Source organism: Stenotrophomonas sp. STEN008 (assembly GCF_056760435.1).
Genome location: NZ_JBRRET010000058.1, coordinates 1 through 18,354, shown reverse-complemented (window position 1 = coordinate 18,354; position 18,354 = coordinate 1). Strand labels below are relative to the sequence as shown.

Annotated in this window: 18 protein-coding genes and 1 riboswitch; of the genes, 11 read left to right on the top strand and 7 right to left on the bottom strand. The window is 68.6% G+C overall.

Going from position 1 to position 18,354, the window contains the following annotated elements:
- Positions 1-204 precede the first annotated feature (204 nt).
- Positions 205-1,680: an ATP-binding protein gene (locus tag ACVOME_RS17820; protein ID WP_476342617.1), complete on the bottom strand. Its 1,476-nt coding sequence runs from the start codon at positions 1,678-1,680 to the stop codon at positions 205-207.
- Positions 1,677-2,396, bottom strand: a complete 720-nt coding sequence (locus ACVOME_RS17815) for a response regulator transcription factor (RefSeq protein ID WP_065182516.1) — start codon at positions 2,394-2,396, stop codon at positions 1,677-1,679. The genes ACVOME_RS17820 and ACVOME_RS17815 overlap by 4 nt, the downstream gene beginning before the upstream one ends.
- A 143-nt stretch (positions 2,397-2,539) precedes the next feature.
- On the opposite strand from ACVOME_RS17815, the gene msrB reads away from it, so the two are divergent.
- The 4 genes from msrB to ACVOME_RS17795 all read left to right on the top strand — a co-directional run bounded on the left by msrB (position 2,540) and on the right by ACVOME_RS17795 (position 7,234).
- Positions 2,540-3,118 (top strand): peptide-methionine (R)-S-oxide reductase MsrB, encoded by a 579-nt coding sequence (msrB, locus tag ACVOME_RS17810; RefSeq protein WP_053518289.1) that lies wholly within the window; start codon positions 2,540-2,542, stop codon positions 3,116-3,118.
- Positions 3,118-4,887 (top strand): cytochrome c biogenesis protein DipZ, encoded by a 1,770-nt coding sequence (locus tag ACVOME_RS17805; protein ID WP_053518288.1) that lies wholly within the window; start codon positions 3,118-3,120, stop codon positions 4,885-4,887. The genes msrB and ACVOME_RS17805 overlap by 1 nt, the downstream gene beginning before the upstream one ends.
- A 14-nt stretch (positions 4,888-4,901) precedes the next feature.
- The gene (msrA, locus tag ACVOME_RS17800) at positions 4,902-5,639 is read left to right on the top strand and encodes a peptide-methionine (S)-S-oxide reductase MsrA (RefSeq protein WP_128990493.1); all 738 of its coding nucleotides are present in this window, start codon (positions 4,902-4,904) and stop codon (positions 5,637-5,639) included.
- 152 nt (positions 5,640-5,791) lie between these two features.
- Positions 5,792-7,234 carry an aminotransferase-like domain-containing protein gene (locus ACVOME_RS17795; RefSeq protein ID WP_481505345.1) on the top strand — a complete coding sequence of 481 codons (1,443 nt, stop codon included), beginning with the start codon at positions 5,792-5,794 and terminating at the stop codon, positions 7,232-7,234.
- Between the two features lie 34 nt (positions 7,235-7,268).
- On the opposite strand, the gene bioD is transcribed toward ACVOME_RS17795, so the two are convergent.
- Positions 7,269-7,955 carry a dethiobiotin synthase gene (gene bioD / locus ACVOME_RS17790; RefSeq protein ID WP_481505344.1) on the bottom strand — a complete coding sequence of 229 codons (687 nt, stop codon included), beginning with the start codon at positions 7,953-7,955 and terminating at the stop codon, positions 7,269-7,271.
- Between the two features lie 67 nt (positions 7,956-8,022).
- Between bioD and ACVOME_RS17785 the strand changes: the two genes are divergently transcribed.
- Positions 8,023-8,505, top strand: a complete 483-nt coding sequence (locus ACVOME_RS17785; protein ID WP_053518280.1) for a GAF domain-containing protein — start codon at positions 8,023-8,025, stop codon at positions 8,503-8,505.
- Complete coding sequence (locus ACVOME_RS17780; protein WP_481505343.1) at positions 8,502-8,864, top strand: TfoX/Sxy family protein; 363 nt, start codon at positions 8,502-8,504, stop codon at positions 8,862-8,864. The genes ACVOME_RS17785 and ACVOME_RS17780 overlap by 4 nt, the downstream gene beginning before the upstream one ends.
- A 15-nt stretch (positions 8,865-8,879) precedes the next feature.
- On the opposite strand, the gene ACVOME_RS17775 is transcribed toward ACVOME_RS17780, so the two are convergent.
- Positions 8,880-9,458, bottom strand: coding sequence for a histidine phosphatase family protein (locus ACVOME_RS17775; RefSeq protein WP_065175373.1), 579 nt, complete (start codon positions 9,456-9,458; stop codon positions 8,880-8,882).
- A gap of 152 nt (positions 9,459-9,610) precedes the next feature.
- Positions 9,611-9,830: riboswitch (cobalamin riboswitch) on the top strand.
- 116 nt (positions 9,831-9,946) lie between these two features.
- Here ACVOME_RS17775 and btuB point away from each other — a divergent pair.
- Positions 9,947-11,788, top strand: a complete 1,842-nt coding sequence (btuB, locus tag ACVOME_RS17770) for a TonB-dependent vitamin B12 receptor (protein WP_481505342.1) — start codon at positions 9,947-9,949, stop codon at positions 11,786-11,788.
- Between the two features lie 27 nt (positions 11,789-11,815).
- Here btuB and gph read toward each other — a convergent pair whose 3' ends face one another.
- Together gph and ACVOME_RS17760 are read right to left on the bottom strand one after the other, a co-directional pair.
- Positions 11,816-12,484, bottom strand: coding sequence for a phosphoglycolate phosphatase (gph, locus tag ACVOME_RS17765; RefSeq protein ID WP_481505341.1), 669 nt, complete (start codon positions 12,482-12,484; stop codon positions 11,816-11,818).
- Positions 12,485-12,546: 62 nt separating this feature from the next.
- Positions 12,547-13,476, bottom strand: coding sequence for a LysR family transcriptional regulator (locus ACVOME_RS17760; protein ID WP_180875789.1), 930 nt, complete (start codon positions 13,474-13,476; stop codon positions 12,547-12,549).
- Between the two features lie 109 nt (positions 13,477-13,585).
- Here ACVOME_RS17760 and ACVOME_RS17755 point away from each other — a divergent pair, with 109 nt between their 5' ends.
- Both ACVOME_RS17755 and ACVOME_RS17750 read left to right on the top strand, forming a co-directional pair.
- Positions 13,586-14,224 carry an NAD(P)-dependent oxidoreductase gene (locus ACVOME_RS17755; RefSeq protein WP_481505340.1) on the top strand — a complete coding sequence of 213 codons (639 nt, stop codon included), beginning with the start codon at positions 13,586-13,588 and terminating at the stop codon, positions 14,222-14,224.
- 47 nt (positions 14,225-14,271) lie between these two features.
- A complete protein-coding gene (locus ACVOME_RS17750; RefSeq protein WP_481505339.1) occupies positions 14,272-15,183 on the top strand; it encodes an MBL fold metallo-hydrolase in 912 nt (303 codons plus the stop codon).
- A 13-nt stretch (positions 15,184-15,196) separates the two neighbouring features.
- Here the strand turns inward: ACVOME_RS17750 and dinB are convergent, their stop codons facing one another.
- Positions 15,197-16,291: a DNA polymerase IV gene (gene dinB / locus ACVOME_RS17745; RefSeq protein ID WP_197572434.1), complete on the bottom strand. Its 1,095-nt coding sequence runs from the start codon at positions 16,289-16,291 to the stop codon at positions 15,197-15,199.
- Between the two features lie 190 nt (positions 16,292-16,481).
- Here dinB and fabA point away from each other — a divergent pair, with 190 nt between their 5' ends.
- Together fabA and fabB are read left to right on the top strand one after the other, a co-directional pair.
- Positions 16,482-16,997 carry a 3-hydroxyacyl-[acyl-carrier-protein] dehydratase FabA gene (gene fabA, locus ACVOME_RS17740; RefSeq protein WP_053518264.1) on the top strand — a complete coding sequence of 172 codons (516 nt, stop codon included), beginning with the start codon at positions 16,482-16,484 and terminating at the stop codon, positions 16,995-16,997.
- The gene (fabB, locus tag ACVOME_RS17735; protein ID WP_164150991.1) at positions 16,997-18,205 is read left to right on the top strand and encodes a beta-ketoacyl-ACP synthase I; all 1,209 of its coding nucleotides are present in this window, start codon (positions 16,997-16,999) and stop codon (positions 18,203-18,205) included. The genes fabA and fabB overlap by 1 nt, the downstream gene beginning before the upstream one ends.
- Positions 18,206-18,354: the final 149 nt, after the last annotated feature.

Below are 18,354 nucleotides of genomic sequence, written 5' to 3'. Positions count from 1 at the left end.
GTGCCGTCGTCCGCACACCGCTGCGTGCCGACAGCCCCTGCACGCCCGGCGGGTGCCCATTGGGGGGGAGTAAAGGGGGTGGGGGCCGCCCCCCGCCCGGGCCCGGGGGGAATAGCCCCCCAAGGGCACCCCCCCGCCGCCACACGGAAAAACGCACATACCTGCGCGAAGGGGCAAACACCGCCACCCGGAAACCAGCTGCGCCTAGGCCACCGCCGCCGACTCCGCCCGCGGCAGCTCGAACACGAACGTCGCCCCTGCCTCACTGTCGCGCAGCGCGATGCTGCGGCCATGCAGCTGCACGATACGCTGCACGATCAGCAGCCCCAGGCCACCGTTCTCGCCCCGTCGCGCCCCCAACGCAGCAGGCGCCTGGAACAGCTGCGCACGCACCGCAGCAGCAACGCCGGGACCGTCATCAGAGACGATCACCTCCACGCTGTCAGCCACCGCGCGCAGCCGCACCTCGATCCGCCCTCCCTCCGGCGCATGGCGCAGGGCGTTGTCGAGCAGGTTGGTCAGCACCCGCTCCACCAGACCCAGGTCCGCACGTACCAGCGGCAACCCCTGCGGGAAATCCGCGTGCAACTGCTGGCCGCGCGCCTGCGCCGCCAGCTCGAACTTCTGCAGCACGTCCTGCAGCAGCTCGGGCAGCGCGAACACCTCCCACTCCAGCCGCACCTCGCCGTGTTCCAGGCGTGCCAGCTCGAACAGCGCGCGCGCCAATCGCCCGACCTTCGCACTCTGCGCCAGGGCAATACCCAGATAGCGCCGGCGCTCCTCCGGCGACAGCGTCGCGTCCTTCAACACCATCGTCTCAAGGTAGCCATGCAGTGAAGACAGCGGCGTGCGCAGATCGTGCGAAATGTTGGCCACCAGCTCGCGCCGCTGCAGGTCCTGCTGGCGCAGCTGCTGCCACTGCTCCCCCAACCGCTGCGCCATCTGCGCATGCGCATGTTCGAGGATGACCAGTTCATCGCGCTCGCCCGGCCGCAGCGGGCCGGGCGGCGGCAGCGGCGTCGGCGCATCGATGTCGAATGCCTGGATGCGACGTGTCAGGCGGCGCAGCGGCCGGGTCACCCAGTAGAACGCCACCAGCCCGGCCAGCAGGCCCAGGCTGCCCACCAGCATCACCGACCACAAGGTCGTGTTCCACTGGTTGCTGGCGGCGAGGTCGTCGGCGAGCATCTGCCGGTGCTCGCCCACCAGCACCACGTAGACGTAGCCGGCCTGCCGCCCCTGCACCACCAGCGGCGCCACGCTGAACACCTTGCGACCCTCGCTACTGCGCGGATCGTCGCCCAGGATCGGCAGCGGCGCGCCCGCCAGCAGCCGGCGCAGCGGTGCCACGTCCACGCGGTTGCGCATCAGGTGCCCGCTGGGTGCGTCGTGGCCGAGAATGCGACCCTGGTCGTCCAGCAGGTACACCTCGACGCTGGGGTTGACCGCCATCAGTTGCCCGAACAGCGCACGCACCGCCGCATCGCGCATGCCGCTGGTATCCATCAGCTCACTGCGCTGCGCGATGTGCTCGGCCAGCCCCAGCGACAGCCGCTGCACGACTTCCTGCTCGTGCCGTGTGTTCGAGCGCATCTGCAGCGCCAGCAGCGCCATGCAGCACGTCAGCATCAGCGCCGCGATCACCGCGGCCAGCTTCTGCCACAGGTTCGGCCGGATCATGCCGCCGCTCCGGCCGGGTCCACCAGCTTGTAGCCCCGGCCCCAGACCGTCAGCAACCGCCGCGGGTTGGCCGGATCGGTTTCGATCTTGCTGCGCAGGCGGTTGATATGGGTATTGACCGTATGCTCATAGCCATCGTGCTGGTAGCCCCAGACCTGGTTGAGCAGTTCCATCCGCGCGAACACCTGGCCGGGATGGCGCGCGAAGAACAGCAGCAGGTCGAACTCGCGCGGCGTCAGTTCCAGCGGCCTGCCATCCACGTCGGCAGTACGCGCGACCGGATCCAGCTGCAGTCCTCCCAGCTCGATGGCGCCGGCATCGATGCGCGCGTTCTGCGCCATGGCCTCGGCGCGACGCAGCAGGGCACGCACGCGCGCGACCAGCTCCGGCATGGAGAATGGCTTGGCCAGATAATCGTCGGCGCCGAGTTCCAGGCCGACGATACGCTGGGTTTCGCTGCCGCGTGCACTGATGATGATGATCGGGACATAGCGCGCCATCGCCCGTGCGCGCTGGCAGACCTGCAGGCCATCGACACCGGGCAGCATCACGTCCAGCACCAGCGCGTCCCACGGGCCTTCCTGTTCGAGCAGGCGCAGCCCGCCATCACCGCTGTCGGCGTGGGCGACCTCATACCCCTCATCGCCCAGGTGCATGCGCAGCAGGTCGGCGATGTGGGCATCGTCTTCAACGATCAGGACACGTTTCGGGGACATCGGCAGCTCGGGCCAGGGGGGAGGCTGAGCGCATTGTGGCGCGGGATCGCCGCCGATACCTCACGAAAAATTGAATCCTGCGTGAGGATTCGTTGACCGGAGCAGGCGCAGCATGGCCCCGTCGCCCCTTCCCGGAGTCCGCCATGCCCCTCACCCGCCGCCATCTGCTGGGTCTGGGCGGTATCGCCACCACCGCCGGCCTGCTCGGTCTCGGGGCCTGCAGCCGCGCCGCGCCAGCGGCAGCAGAAACGCGCCCTGCGCGACAGTTCGAGATCATGCGCAGTGATGCTGACTGGCGCCAGCGGCTGACCCCGGCCCAGTACGCAGTGCTGCGCCAGCAGGCGACCGAACGCCCTTGGAGCAGCCCGCTCAACAAGGAACACCGGCAAGGCACGTTCACCTGTGCCGGCTGTGCGCTGCCGCTGTTCTCTTCGTCCACCAAGTTCGAGAGCGGTACTGGCTGGCCCAGCTTCTGGGCACCGTTGCACAACGCTATCGGTGAGGACCGCGACGTCACCTTTGGCATGCTGCGGGTGGAAGTGCATTGCCGCCGCTGCGGCGGCCATCTGGGCCATGTCTTCAACGACGGCCCACGCCCTACCGGCCTGCGCTACTGCATGAATGGCGCGGCGCTGGCCTTCCAGCCCGGACCTGCCGCGCATGACAGCGATGCGGGCTGGCGCGTGCCGGTGGGATCGTCCCCTGCTTCTGGAGCCCGATGATGCTGCTGTTGCTGCTTGCCTATCTTGGCGGTGTGCTGACCCTGCTCAGCCCCTGCATCCTGCCGGTGCTGCCGTTCGTATTCGCGCGTGCTGACCGCCCGTTCCTGCGCAGCACCCTGCCGCTGCTGCTGGGCATGGCGCTGACCTTCACCCTCGTCGCCAGCCTGGCGGCGGTCGGCAGCCAGTGGGTGGCGCAGGCCAACCAGATCGGTCGCTGGATCGCCCTGCTGCTGATGGCGCTGTTCGCGGTGGCATTGCTGTGGCCCGCACTGGCAGACCATCTGCTGGCGCCGTTGCAGCGTGTCGGCGCGCGGTTGAGCGCACGCGCGGACGCTGCCGATGCCGCCGGGCGCGGCGGTGCCTGGACGTCGCTGCTGATCGGCATCGCCACCGGCCTGCTGTGGGCCCCGTGCGCGGGCCCGATCCTTGGCCTGGTACTGACCGGGGCTGCGCTGCATGGCGCCAGCGCCAGCACCAGTACGCTGCTGCTTGCCTACGCGCTGGGTGCGGTCACCGCGCTGGCATTGGCGGTCTGGATCGGCGGCCGGGTGTTCCGCGCCCTGCAGGCACGGCTGGGGCTGGGCAATCTGCTCCGCCGCGTGCTCGGCGTCGCTGCGCTGCTGGCGGTCGTGGCCATTGCCCTGGGCTGGGACACCGGCCTGCTGACCCGGCTGTCCACCGTCAGCACCGCGCGTATCGAGCAGGGCCTGCTCGATGCGGTACCCGGCGCGCAGCCTTCCGCTCCACCGATGATGATGATGGGCCCGGCCACTGCAGGCAGCGAGGCACCGCTGCCGGTGGAAGGCACGCTGCCCGCCCTGGACGGCGCCACCGGCTGGCTCAACAGCCCACCGCTGGACGCCGCCCAGCTGCGCGGCAAGGTGGTTCTGATCGACTTCTGGACCTATTCCTGCATCAACTGCCTGCGTGCGATGCCGTTCGTGCACGAGTGGCAGCGGCGCTACCGCGATCACGGCCTGGTGGTGATCGGTGTGCACACCCCCGAGTTCGCCTTCGAACGCGACCCGCGCAACGTCATGAAGGCCGTGCAGCAGTTGAAGGTCGACTATCCCGTCGCGCTGGACAACCAGTACGCGATCTGGCGTGCGTTCAACAACCGCTACTGGCCCGCCCACTACTTCGTCGATGCGCAGGGCAACATCCGCGGCCATCAGTTCGGCGAAGGCAACTATGCGCGTTCGGAGCAGGTGATCCGCCGCCTGCTGGCCGAAGCCGGCCAGACCCGGCTGCCACCGCCGGCCGATCCGGCCGCAGCGGACCTGAAGGGCGTGGCCGCGCAGGCGGACATGGGCAACCTGCGCTCGCCGGAGACCTACCTGGGGCATGCGCGCGCCGAGCAGTTCGCCTCGCCAGGCGGGCAACGTGCGGACACGGCATTCGACTACGCGCTGCCACCCGCGCTGGCGCTGAACCAGTGGGGCCTGTCCGGCCGCTGGATCATCGACGACGAGGCGGCACGGCTGCAGCAGCCCGGAGGACGCATCGCCTTCCAGTTCCATGCCCGCGATCTGCATCTGGTGCTCGCGCCACGCCAGGACGGCACGCCGGTGCGCTTCCGCGTCTGGCTGGATGGTCGGCCGTTGCCCGCGGCCGACGCCGGCAGCGACGTTGGCAGCGATGGCAGCGGCGTGATCGACGAACACCGTCTGTACCAGCTGGTGCGCCAGCGCGGCGCCGTCGCGCCACACCGCTTCGAGATCGAATTCCTCGATGCCGGCGCCCAGGCCTACGCCTTCACCTTCGGTTGATCCGGGAGGACACGATGAAGATTTCGTTCGAACAGGGGATCGCCGCCGGCATTGCCGGGCTGGTCGCTACCGCATTGATTGCCGGGGTACTGCTGGTTGATCACGGTGCCATCGCCGCGCCGCTCGAGCGCAGCGCACAGGTGCAGGTGTTGCCTGCGCCCGCCGGTGAAGCCGCATTCCGCGATGACGGCACGCACGCCAGCGTAGTGTTTGCCGGCGGCTGCTTCTGGGGCGTGCAGGGCGTGTTCCAGCACGTCAAGGGCGTGAGCAACGCAGTCTCGGGCTACGTCGGCGGCAGCGCGGCGGATGCGCGCTATGAGCGTGTCAGCAGCGGACGCACCGGCCACGCCGAGGCGGTGAAGGTCGACTACGACCCGCGCCAGGTGAGCTACGGCCAGCTGATGCAGGTGTTCTTCTCGGTGGTGCATGACCCGACCCAGCTCGACCGGCAAGGCCCGGACCATGGCAGCCAGTACCGCTCGGCGATCTTCGTCGATGATCCCCGCCAGCAGGCGGCCAGCCGTGCCTACATCACCCAGCTGGGCCAGGCCGGAAGCTATCGCGCGCCCATCGTCACCCAGGTGGGGAGCGGCCAGCGCTTCTATCCGGCCGAGAGCTACCACCAGAACTACATGAGCAACTATCCGCAGGCCGCCTATATCCGCTACTACGACGCTCCGAAGCTGGCAGCACTGGGCAGGCAGTTCCCTGCCCTGTATCGCCGGGATCCGGTGCTGGTGCCGATGCGTTGACTGCATGGTGCGCCGACCCATGCAAAAAAGGGGCGCGCGGCCATCCAGCCGCGCGCCCTTGAAATATCGGCGGGCACCGATCAGGCCCTGCCGACGAGGACATGCTAGGCTCGGAATCCTCATGGGTACAGCACCAGATGCGGCCGGAACCGATGGATACAGATCAACGCAGCAGCGCGTCCGCTCCTCGCTACCAGCGGCTGTCCGATGAGCTGGCCGAGGCCATCCAGGGAGGGCGCCTGCCGGTCGGCAGCCGCCTGCCATCGCTGCGGCAGATGGCAGCACAGCGTCAGCTCAGCCTCAATACGGTGATCGCCGCCTACCGCCAGCTGGAAGACGCCGGCCTGGTGGTTCCGCGGCCAAAGGCAGGTTTCGAAGTGGCGCCGCGACTGTCAGTGCCGCAACGGTCGCTGCGCGATACCCCGTCGGCCCCCACCGCGCCGTTGCAGCAGGTGCTGATGGCACGCGTGCTGGAGGCGCAACGCCGTTCCGGGGTGATGGACCTCGCCTTCGCCGGGCCACGCGGGCGCCAGTTCTATCCTGGCGCCCAACTGGCCCGGCACACCGCCCAGGTATTGCGCCACGGCCAGCAGACGGTCGAAACCTACGCACGCCCCAATGGCTCGCCGCGGCTGCTTGCGCAGATCGTGCGGCGCGGCCCGCGCATGGGCCTGCACACGCACAGCGATCGCCTGCTGCTGACCCACGGTGCGATGGAGGCGCTGCAGCTGGCACTGCGTGCGGTGACCCAGCCCGGCGATTCAGTGGGTATCGAAGCACCGTCGTACTTCAACCTGTATCCGCTGCTGGCCAACCTGGGCCTGCAGGCCATCGAACTGCCGACGCATCCGCAACAGGGCCTGGACGTCGATGCGTTGGAGGCGATGCTGGAGCACACACCGCTGGCCGCGCTGGTGCTGATGCCGACCGTGCACAATCCATTGGGCTGCACCATGCCGGTGGCGGCCAAGCAGCGTCTTGCCGAGCTGGTCAACGCGCGTCAGCTGCCGCTGATCGAGGATGCCGTGTACGCGGAACTGCAGTTCTGCGAGCCACCTGCGCCGCTGCTGAAGGCCTTTGACCGCGACGGCTGGGTGATGGTGGTCGGCGGTTTCTCGAAGACGCTGGCCCCGGACTATCGCATCGGCTGGCTCGACGGCGGGCGCTTCGCTGAACGCATCGCCCTGCTGAAGTTCCAGTCCACGGGCGGCGAGCCGCAGCTGCTGGGTGATGCCGTGGCCGCGTACCTGGAAGGGAGCGGATACGAACATCACCTGCACCGCATGCGGCGCCTGTATCGCGAGCAGGTGGGACGGCTGCGCCAGCTCGTGGCCGAGCATTTCCCGCCTGGCACACGCGCCACGGAACCACAGGGTGGCTTCCTGCTGTGGCTGGAACTGCCGGGCGTGGACACCCGCGCACTGTTCGAGCGGGCGCTGGAAGAGGGCATCGTGTTCATGCCCGGCCAGGTGTATTCGCGCGGTCCGCGCTACCGGCACTGCCTGCGGCTGTCGTGCTGCCAGACCTTCGACGCACGTTTCATCGCTGCCGTGGAGCGCCTGGGCGCCCTCGCGCGGGAGCTCGCGGCCGGTTGATCGCAGCGGGTCGCAGGCTCCGCTCTACGGGAACTCAGCCCTCATGCAGGTGCATCGCCAGGGCCTGAGCATCGGCGCCCGGCAGGTGCGGCAGCCGTCCCCAGCATGGCATCGGCAACCGCTGCACCAGCGTGGCCACGTTCTCGTCCTGGCGCTGCATGGCCGGATCGATGTGATTGCCGATCCAGCCCAGGCACTCCACGCCGCTGGCCTGCAAGGAGTGCGCGGTCAACCTCGCGTGGTTGACGCAGCCCAGCCGCAGGCCGACCACCAGCACGACCGGCAGACGCAGTGCCCGCACGATGTCGAGCTGGTCCAGGTGGACGGAGACCGGCGCCAGCCATCCCCCTACGCCTTCCACCACCACCACGTCGGCGGTGGCACGCAGGCGCTCGAACGCGGCGACGATCGGTGCCAGGGCGATGTCCACCCCGTCCTCGGCCGCCGCCAGTTCGGGAGCGATCGGCTGCCGCAGGGCATAGGGATTCACGTCGACGTATTCCGGCACCGGCCGACTGGCCGCCTGCAGCGCCAGCGCATCTCCGTTGCGCAGGCCCTTCCCCAGATCCTGGCTGCCACTGGCCACAGGCTTCATTCCGACCGCTCGCAGGCCACGCCGGCGCAGGGCGTGCAGCAGCGCGGTGCTGGCCGCCGTCTTGCCGATCTCGGTATCGGTGCCGGTGACGAACAGCGCGGATGGCAGGGCAGCGGGCAACGGCATCAAAGGCTCCAGCGGGGCAACAGAGCGTGCATTATCGCTGGCCCGGCACGCTTGCTAGACTGCGGTCATGTTCGCCAATGCCTCGCTTACCGGCAGCAAGCCGGAACAATACGCCCAGTTGCTTGAACAGGCCCGTGGCCTGGTCCATGGAGAGTCCGACCGCATCGCCAACGCGGCCAATCTCTCGGCGCTGGTCTTCCACGCCCTGCCCGACCTGAACTGGGTGGGTTTCTATCTCTACGATGGCCAGGAGCTGGTGGTCGGCCCGTTCCAGGGGCTGCCGGCCTGCGTGCGCATTCCGCTGGACAAGGGCGTGTGTGGTGCCGCGGCCCGCCAGCGCGTGACCCAGCGCGTCGACGATGTCGATGCCTTTCCGGGCCACATCGCCTGCGACTCGGCCTCCCGCTCGGAACTGGTCGTTCCGCTGCTGCGCGGCGATGAACTGATCGGAGTCTTCGACATCGACAGCCCGAAGACCGGTCGCTTCGATGCCGATGACCAGGCCGGACTGGAAGCCATCGCGCGCGTCTTCGTCGAGGCGCTGGGATGAGTGCGCCGAAGCTGCGCAACATCGGTCCGAAAAGTGCGGCGTGGCTGCGCCAGGTCGGTCTGCGCAGCCGTGAGGATCTGGCCGCCGTCGGCGCGGTGGGTGCCTTCGTCAAGGTCAAGCGCGCCGGCTTCAAGCCCAGCCTGAACCTGCTCTACTCGCTGGAAGGCGCCCTGCTGGACTGCCATTGGCAGGAACTGAGCGAGCCGCAGCGCGAGGCGCTGGTGCAGGACTACGAAGCGCGCATCGCCGCGCACCCGCTGAAGGCGGCCGGCCCGGCCTCGGGGCCGGTGCACGAGCAGCGATTCGACGCAGACGACGACGCAGAAGAGAACGTGGCCGGAAGCGCGGACGAGGACTGATCGGCGCCGGCCGGATCAGGGCTGCTGCAACTCCAGCAGCTCGCCCACCAGGCCTGCCTCGCCACGCTCCAGCCTGACCCGCAGGCGCGTACCGTGGTCGATGCGCAGCGCCCAGCACAGCGACATCGGCAGGCCGCAGACCTGTGACAGCACCATGCGCAGCGGGCCACCGTGGCTGACCACGACGGTCGGCAGCGGGTCGTCATCGTCGAGCAGGCGGTCGAGCGCACGCGCGATGCGCCGCTCGAAGTGCCCCCAGCTTTCGCCGTTGGGCGGCGGATACGCATGCGGATCAGCATGGAATGCCGCCAGCGCCTGCTCCGGCAGGTCGAACAGTGCCTGCCCGTCCCAGTCGCCGAAGTCGAGTTCTTCCCACTCCTCGTCTGCATCCACGTCCAGCCCGCGCGGGGTGGCCAGCGCCATCGCTGTGTGCAGTGACCGCAGGCGGGGCGAGCTGATCACCCGCTCCCAGGGCTGCGTGGCGTAGGCCTCCACCAGTTCCTGTGGCAGGCGGGCCAGCTGCGGTGGATCGCTGCGGCCATCGAGGTACTCGTCGCGACCGTTGCCGGCGTGGCGGACCAGGTCGAGGATCATGCATGCGTCCTGTGCAGGCAACGCGGGGACAGCGGAAAACGGGCGGACATCGGCAACGGCACCACGGGATCAAGCAGCAATTCTAGTGGCTGGGGATCATCAGCTCCACAGACATTGCCGCATATGCGCCGCACCGGGCATGCCGATGCCGTAGACTGCGCGCACTTCCAGGTGACCTGCGGCATGGCCGGCAGGTTGAAACGGGAAGCCGGTGACGCGTGAACCCACGCCATGCCGGCGCTGCCCCCGCAACGGTAAGCACGTCAGTTCCAGGCAACCGCCACTGTGCCAACAGCATGGGAAGGCGCCTGGACGGTGGCCTCGCGCCACCCGGCGGCAAGCCCGGAGACCGGCCCGGAAGCCTCAGGTCGCGATGCGGTGGGCATGGCGCTGGATGTCCGCAGCACTGCCTGCGGCATCGGCGCTTGCCTGCCTCCGCGGCTCCTCCCCTTCGCCACGCGGGCGTGCGTGGCACCTGGAGTCCCCCGATGAAGCTGCAGTCCCGATTGCTTTCCCTGGCCGTATTGGCCGCCCTGCCCGCATTGGCCCAGGCCGATGATGGCGCCCGCGCGCTCGATCCCATCCTGGTCACGGCCACCCGCACCCCCATCGCCCTGCAGGACAGCATCGCGCCTGCGCAGGTGATCGACCGGACGCAGATCGAGTCCAGCCAGGCCACTTCGCTGCAGGACCTGCTGCGTGGCCGCGCCGGCATCAACCTCACCAACGCCGGCGGCCTGGGCAAGCAGAGCTCGCTGTTCCTGCGCGGCACCAACTCCGGCCACACGGTGGTGCTGGTCGACGGCGTGCGCATCAACAGCGCCGATCTCGGCCTGGCGATGATCCAGGACCTGCCGCTGGCGCAGATCGAACGCGTGGAGATCGTGCGCGGCCCGCAGTCCAGCCTGTATGGCGCCGACGCCATCGGCGGTGTGATCCAGATCTTCACCCGCCGCAACCAGGGCGACTTCGCGCCACATCTGCAGCTGGGCGGGGGTAGCAATGGCCTGCGTGAGGCCAGCGGCGGCATCGGTGGCAGCAGCGAACGCGGCTGGTTCGGCGCCGACATCGCCTACCAGCATTCCGATGGCATCGATGCCTGCCGGGGCTCAGCCACGCTGTTCACCGGCTGCTTCGCCGACGAACCCGACCGCGACGGCTACCGCAACCTCTCCAAGAGCCTGCGCGGCGGCTACAACTTCAACGAGCAGTGGACGGTGGAGGGCAGCGCGCTGCGCGCCGACGGCCAGAACCACTACGACGGCTACTACAACTACTCCGAGACGCGCCAGCAGGTACTGTCCGGCAAGGTCCGCTACACGCCGGCCGAACGGCTGGTGCTGACCGCCAACGTCGGTCGCAGTGACAACGAATCGGACAACGTCGGCGCGGACGGCGTGCATGGCAGCGCGCAGACGCATCGTGACAGCGCGTCGCTGCAGGGCGACTTCGGCGTGGCCGAAGGCCAGCTGCTGAGTGCCGGTGTGGACTGGAGTGAGGACAACCTGGACGGCAGCAGTGCCGGCTATCGTGTCGACAGCCGTCGCAACACCGGTGTGTTCGTGCAGTACCAGGGGCGCTTCGGCCGGCACCAGTTGCAGGCCAGCGCGCGCAACGACGACAACCAGCAGTTCGGCAACCATGCCACCGGCAGCATCGGCTGGGCGATGGAGCTGGATCACGGCCTGCGCATCAACGCCAGCTACGGCACGGCCTTCAAGGCACCCACCTTCAGTGACCTGTATGACCCGTGGAGCGGCGTGCCGACACTGGATCCTGAGAAGTCGAAGAGCGCCAACCTGGGCATTTCGCGGCAGGGCCAGGGCTGGCGCTGGGGTCTGGATGTGTACGAGACCCGCATCGATGACCTGATCACCTACGATGCAGCGACCTTCAGGATGCAGCAGGTGGAGAAGGCGCGCATCCGTGGTGCCGAACTGACCGGCAGCGTCGTGCTGGCCGGCTTCGACATCGCTGCACAGCTGAGCTACACCGACCCGCGCAACCGCACGAACGGCAGCAGCCAGTTCGACAACTGGCTGCCGCGCCGTGCACAGCAGACGGCACGGCTGGATGTGGATCGCCGCTTCGGCGCATTCCGTGCCGGCCTGACCGTACAGGGTGCGGGCAAGCGCTATGACGATGCCGCCAACACGGTGAAGGTCGGCGGCTATGGCACGTTGGATCTGCGCGCCGAGTACGCGCTCACGCCATCGTGGTCGCTGCTGGCCCGGGCAACCAATGTGTTCGACCGCAGGTACGAGACCGTGGCGTGGTTCAACCAGCCGGGCCGCGAGTATCAGCTGAGCGTGCGCTACCAGCCGAAATGAGCAGGCGCGCCGGGCGCAGGCCCGGCGCTATACCGGGATGCGCGCGGCCAGGCCCGGCAGTTCGCGCAGATCGTCGATCACCGCCACCGCAGCTGCGGCGGCCAGGTCCAGGCCACGCGGATAACCGTAGCGCACCAGCACGATCGGCATTCCCGCGTCTTCCGCCGCGCGGTAATCGGTCAACGAATCACCCACCATCAGGCATGCATCCACCGGCACGCCGAAGTGTGCCGCGATGTGGCGCAGTGGTTCGCCGCTGGGCTTTCGCTGCGGCAGCGAATCGCCGCCCAGCACCAGCGCGAACGCATCGCCGATGCCCAGATGCTGCAGCAGCGGCGGCACCAGCGCTGCAGGCTTGTTGGTGCAGATGGCCAGCGGCACAGCGCGTTCCCGCAGCTGCGCCAGTGCTTCCGCCACACCGTCGAACAGGCGTGGGCTGCGCAGCAGGCACTCACGGTAATGCACCATGAACACCGGCATAACCTCGGCCAGATCGACCTGCCGCCCTGCGGCATGCACGGCCTGCTCGACCAACCGGCGGACACCGTCGCCAATCCAGCCCAGCACGGTGGCTTCCGGCACACGGGCCAGGCCGATGTCCTCCAGCGTGCGGTTCAGGGCTTCGGCGATATCGGCGGCGCTGTCGACCAGCGTGCCATCGAGGTCGAATACGACCAGCGGATAGGGATACGACACGCAACGCACCTGTACGACGTGGGGCCGCTCATTGTATGCCGTGTGCGCATCGCACCGGGATGTCATGCAGGTTCCACACGCGCCGGTCGCCAGTCCAGATCCTGGAAGGCCGGGCTGGCGAAGCACTCGCCCAGGAAGTCGAGGAACCGCCGCATGATCGCCGACTGCTGGCGACGCGATACGTACACCGCATGAATGCCCAGCTCGTCCAGGGTATACGCCGGCAGCAGTTCCACCAGCTCGCCACTGCGCAGCAACGGCGCCACCTGGTAGGTGGGCAGCATCGCAATGCCGGCGCTGGCGCGAACGGCTTCGAGCAGCAATGACGCTTCGTTGGCGCTGATGTTGCCGCCCACCGCCACCGACTGCGAACGTCCGTCGCGGTGCAGGTGCCACAGGCTCTTACCCACGTAGTGATGGGTCAGGCAGTTGTGTGCGGCCAGATGTTCCGGGGCGGTCGGCGTGCCGCGCACCTCCAGGTAACCGGGCGTGGCGCACAGCACCGAGCGGCATGTGGCCAGCCGCCGCGCGATCAGGCTGGGGTCGATCTGCCGGGCGATGCGTACCGCCAGATCCACCCGCTCCTCGACCAGATTCACCGTGCGATCGACCAGCAGCAGTTCGATGCGCGCCGCCGGATGACGCTTGACGAAGTCGGCGACGGCGCGCGCCAGATGGCTCTGCCCGAACGAGACGCTGGCGGTCACCCGCAGCGTGCCATGCGGTTCGGGATCGTCGCTGGCCAGTTCGCCCTGCAGCGCCTCGCCGATCTCCAGCATCTGCCGGAAGCGCGCCAGCGCCGCCTCCCCCGGGCCGGTCAGGCTGACCCGGCGCGTGGTCCGGTGCAGCAGGCGCGCCCCCAGCCAGGCCTCCACCTCGGCGAGGTAACGGGTGACCATCGCCCGCGACATGTCCAGCACCTCAGCGGCGGCCGTGAGGCTGCCGCGCTCGGCCACCTCGATGAATACGGTCATGGCGGTCAGTCGATCCATCTGCTCGATCCATGCAACAAACAAGCGCGTTATACGCTGTTTTTCGGACAATTGCAGCGTCCTACAGTGGCCCCGTCGTCTTCCCCTCCCCTTGCTTACGGAGTTCGCCATGAAAATCGCCCTCGTCGGTGCCACCGGCAACATCGGCCGCCAGATCGCGCGCCACGCGCTGGCCGCCGGCCACGAATTGACCCTGATCGTGCGCAGCGCGCAGGACCTGCCGGCGGAGCTGGCCGGTGCCCATCCGGTGATCGCCGCGCTGGATGATCCCGACGCGCTGGCCGCGGCCATCGCCGGCCACGACGTGCTGGCCAGCGCCTACGGGCCACGTCCGGGCGATGACATCAGCCGCGTCGGCGAAGTGGCCGGACAGCTGGCAGCCGCGGCACGCAAGGCCGGGGTGCCGCGCCTGGTCGTGGTCGGCGGTGCCGGCAGCCTGGAAGTGGCACCGGGTGTCCAGCTGGTCGATACGCCGGATTTCCCGGAGGCGTACAAGCCTTATGCCCTGGCCCACCGCGAAGCACTCAAGCGCCTGCAGGCGGTAGACGACCTCGACTGGACGTTCTTCTCGCCGGCCGCGGAAATCGGACCGGGCGAAGAGCGTGGCCAGTACCGCGTGCAGGCCAAGGCCTTCCTCGCCGACGCCAGCGGCCACAGCCGCATCAGCTACGCCGACTATGGCGCTGCCTTCGTGGCGGAACTCGAGGCGCATGCCTACCCGAAGCAGATCATCACTGCGGCGTACTGATCGACCTACATGCCGGGCATGGCCCGGCGCTGCACAAGGAGTTCCGCATGCGTTCCGTTGCCCTGCTGCTTCCGCTTGCACTGGTCACCAGCTTCGCCAGCGCCCCGCTGCTGGCCGCACCGGCTGCCCCGGCGCCGGCCACGGCGGCGAAATCACAGCTGCACCTGCAGTACTTCCATCCTGGCCCGCAGGCGATGTTCTCCGTGTCATCGGTGCTGATCGAAGGCCGCCACGATGCGATCCTGGTCGACGCACAGTTCGCGGCCAGCGACGCGCGCAGGCTGGTCGAGCTGATCCGTGCCAGCGGCAAGCAACTGACCACGATCTACATCAGCCATGGCGATCCCGATTACTACTTCGGCCTGGCCACGCTGCAGGACGCCTTCCCGCACGCACGCATCGTCGCCACGGCGCAGAGCGTGGCCCACATCCAGCAGACCCACGCCGGCAAGCGTGCCTACTGGGGCCCGAAGATGGGGGCCGACGCACCGGCGCGCATCGTTGTGCCGCAGGTGCTGGAGGGCGACGCGCTGCTGCTGGAAGGGCAGCGCCTGCCCTTGATCGGACTCGATGGCCCTACGCCGGACCGCAGCGTGCTGTGGGTGCCTTCACTGCGCGCGATCGTCGGTGGCATCCCCGTGGTCGCCGGCGAGCATGTGTGGATGGCCGACACGCAGACCCCGAAGTCGCATGCCGACTGGCTGCAGACCCTGCAGCGACTGCAGGCACTGAAGCCGCAGGTGGTGGTACCGGGTCATTACGCGCAAGGGGCGGCGCTGGACGCCAGTGCGCTGCGCTTCACCGCCGGGTACATCCGTGCGTTCGACGCGGAAGCGGCCAAAGCGAAGGACAGCCAGGCGCTGGTGAAGGCGATGCAGGCGCGTTACCCGCGGCTGGAGGGCGTGGAGTCGCTGCAGCTGAGCGCGAAGGTGGCCAAGGGCGAAATGCAGTGGCCGTGAGGCAGGACCGCGGTCAGGGGCGGTGTGGATCGTTCGACGCCTGCTCGAACAGCTCCCCCTGCACCACCGGTTCCTTGTCGCGGAAACCGCCCAGGCCGACGCCCACCAGGCGATAGCGCGTGTCGGCCGGCAGGTCCACGCGCGCGCGCAGCGCCAGCGCGGCATCGCGCAGCTCCTCCATCGATTCCGGCGGGCGGTCCGGGGTGAAGCTGCGGGTAAGGATGCGGAACTGCGCCGTCTTCAGCTTCAGCACCACGGTGTGGCCCACGCGTTCCGTCCGGCGCGTGGCGTTCCAGGTTTTCTCTGCCAGCTGCACAATGGCCTCGCCCAGGTCTTCAAGCAGCAGGTCCTCGGCAAAGGTGTCCTCGGAAGAGATCGACTGCACCGGCTGGTCCGGCTCCACCGGCCGTTCATCGACGCCGCGTGCACGGTTGTAGAGGCTGCGGCCGAAGCTGCCGAACGCGTCCTCCAGATCCGCCAGCGCCCATTGCCGCAGGTCACCGCAGGTGATGATGCCGCGCGCCGTCAGTTTGCCTTCCATCACCTTGCCCACGCCGGGCACGCGGCTGACCGGCAGCGGCGCCAGGAATGCGTCCACCCGTTGCGGTGGAATCACGAACTGGCCGTCGGGCTTGCGCCAGTCCGAGGCGATCTTGGCCAGGAACTTGTTCGGCGCGATGCCCGCTGAAGCGGTCAGCTGGGTCTCGTCGCGGATCTGTGCGCGGATCGTGCGTGCGATCTCGGTTGCCAGCTCGATGCCACTTTTCGGCTCGGTCACGTCCAGATAGGCCTCATCCAGCGACAGCGGCTCGACCAGGTCGGTATGGCGCAGGAAAATCTCGCGCACCTGGCGCGACACGGCCTTGTAACGCGCGAAGTCCGGCGGCACGAAGATCGCGTCCGGGCACAGGCGCTCGGCACGCATCGCCGGCATCGCCGAACGCACGCCGAACACGCGCGCTTCGTAGGACGCCGCGCATACCACCGAGCGCGCACCGCGCCACGCCACCACCACCGGCTTGCCGCGCAGTGAGGGATCGTCGCGCTGCTCCACCGACGCGTAGAAGGCGTCCATGTCGACGTGGATGATCTTGCGCAGTCGGGTCATGTCAGGTGTACGGGGCGGGTTCGGCGTGGGTGGGCCACACGCCGAGGTATGGTCGTTGCACATCAACAGGATGCGCGTATTCCATTGAAAACACTACGGTTGCGTACGGTTGAAATGTTTGATCGGCAGCGCTTCCAAGGGCATTCTCGAGCACTTGTATCCCTGTTCGTCGCTTCCAGGATTGCGTTTCATGACTCGTCTCCACGCGTTCAACCGCGACCAGCTGCTGGCCAGCGCACGCGGTGAACTGTTCGGCGCCGCCGCCGGCCGTCTGCCCAACGACCCGATGCTGATGTTCGACCGCATCACCGACATCCGCGAGGACGGCGGCCCGCATGGCAAGGGCATGGTACGCGCCGAACTGGATATCCGCCCGGACCTGTGGTTCTTCGGCTGCCACTTCATCGGCGACCCGGTGATGCCCGGCTGCCTGGGCCTGGATGCGATGTGGCAGCTGACCGGCTTCTACCTGACCTGGCTGGGTGCTCCCGGCAAGGGCCGCGCCCTGGGCTGCGGCGAGGTCAAGTTCACCGGCCAGGTACTGCCGGACGCCAAGCGCGTGCGCTACGAGATCGACATCACGCGCGTCATCAACCGCAAGCTGGTGATGGCCCAGTCCGACGCCCGCATGTATGTGGACGATCGCGAGATCTACAACGCTCGCGACCTGCGCGTGGGCCTGTTCACCGAAACCGGGAGCTTCTGATGCGTCGTGTCGTCATCACCGGCATGGGCATCACGTCCTGCCTCGGCAATGATCTGGATACCGTCTCTTCCGCACTGCGCGAGGGGCGTGCCGGCATCACCGCATTGGCCGACCACGCCGAAGCGGGCCTGCGCAGCCAGATCGGCGGTCGTGTCGACCTCGACCTGGACGCCCTGATCGACCGCAAGCAGAAGCGCTTCATGAGCGATGCAGCAGCGTTCGCCTACATCGCCATGCGCGATGCCATCGCCGATGCCGGGCTGGACGAGGCGCAGGTCAGTGGCCTGCGCACCGGCCTGATCGCCGGCTCCGGCGGCGGCTCCAGCGAGTGGCAGATCGGCGCGGTCGATCTGCTGCGTGCACGTGGCGTGCGCAAGGTCGGCCCGTACATGGTGCCGCGCACGATGTGCTCCACCGTGTCGGCGTGCCTGGCCACCGCGTTCCAGATCAAGGGCGTGAGCTACTCGCTGTCGGCGGCCTGCGCGACGTCGGCGCACTGCATCGGCGCCGCCGCGGACATGATCCGGCACGGCGCGCAGGACATCATGTTCGCCGGCGGTGGTGAAGACCTGCACTGGTCGATGAGCGTGATGTTCGATGCGATGGGCGCGCTGTCGACCAGTTTCAACGACACCCCGGCCAACGCGTCGCGCCCCTACGACAAGGACCGCGACGGCTTCGTCATCGCCGGTGGTGGCGGCATGCTGGTGCTGGAAGACTACGATCATGCGGTTGCGCGCGGCGCACGCATTTATGCCGAGCTGATCGGTTATGGCGTGACATCCGATGGTGCGGACATGGTGGCACCGTCCGGCGAGGGCGCGGTGCGCTGCATGAAGATGGCACTGCAGAACGTGGACCGCCCGCTGGACTACCTCAACACGCACGGTACCTCGACCCCGCTGGGCGATGTCACCGAACTCAACGCGATCCGCGAGGTGTTCGGCGAGGCCGTGCCGCCGCTGTCCTCGACCAAGGCGCTGTCCGGCCATTCGCTGGGCGCGGCCAGCGTGCACGAAGCCATCTACTGCCTGCTGATGATGCGCGATGGCTTTGTTGCCGGCTCGGCCAACATCAGCGAGCTGGACCCGGCGGTGGAAGGCTTCCCGATCCTGCGCGAAAGCCGCGCACAGGTGCTGGACACGGTGATGTCCAACAGTTTCGGCTTCGGCGGCACCAACGCGGCTCTGGTGTTCGGCCGGGTCTGATCGCCCGCCATTGGCCTGCACGGTCGCGGGGGGGGGGGGGGGGGGCGGGCGCCGGGGGGGGCGCGGCCGGGGGCGGGGGGGGGCGGGGCGGGGGGGGGGGGGCGGGGGGGGGGGGGGGGGGCGGAGCGGGCGGGGGGGGGGGGCGCGGG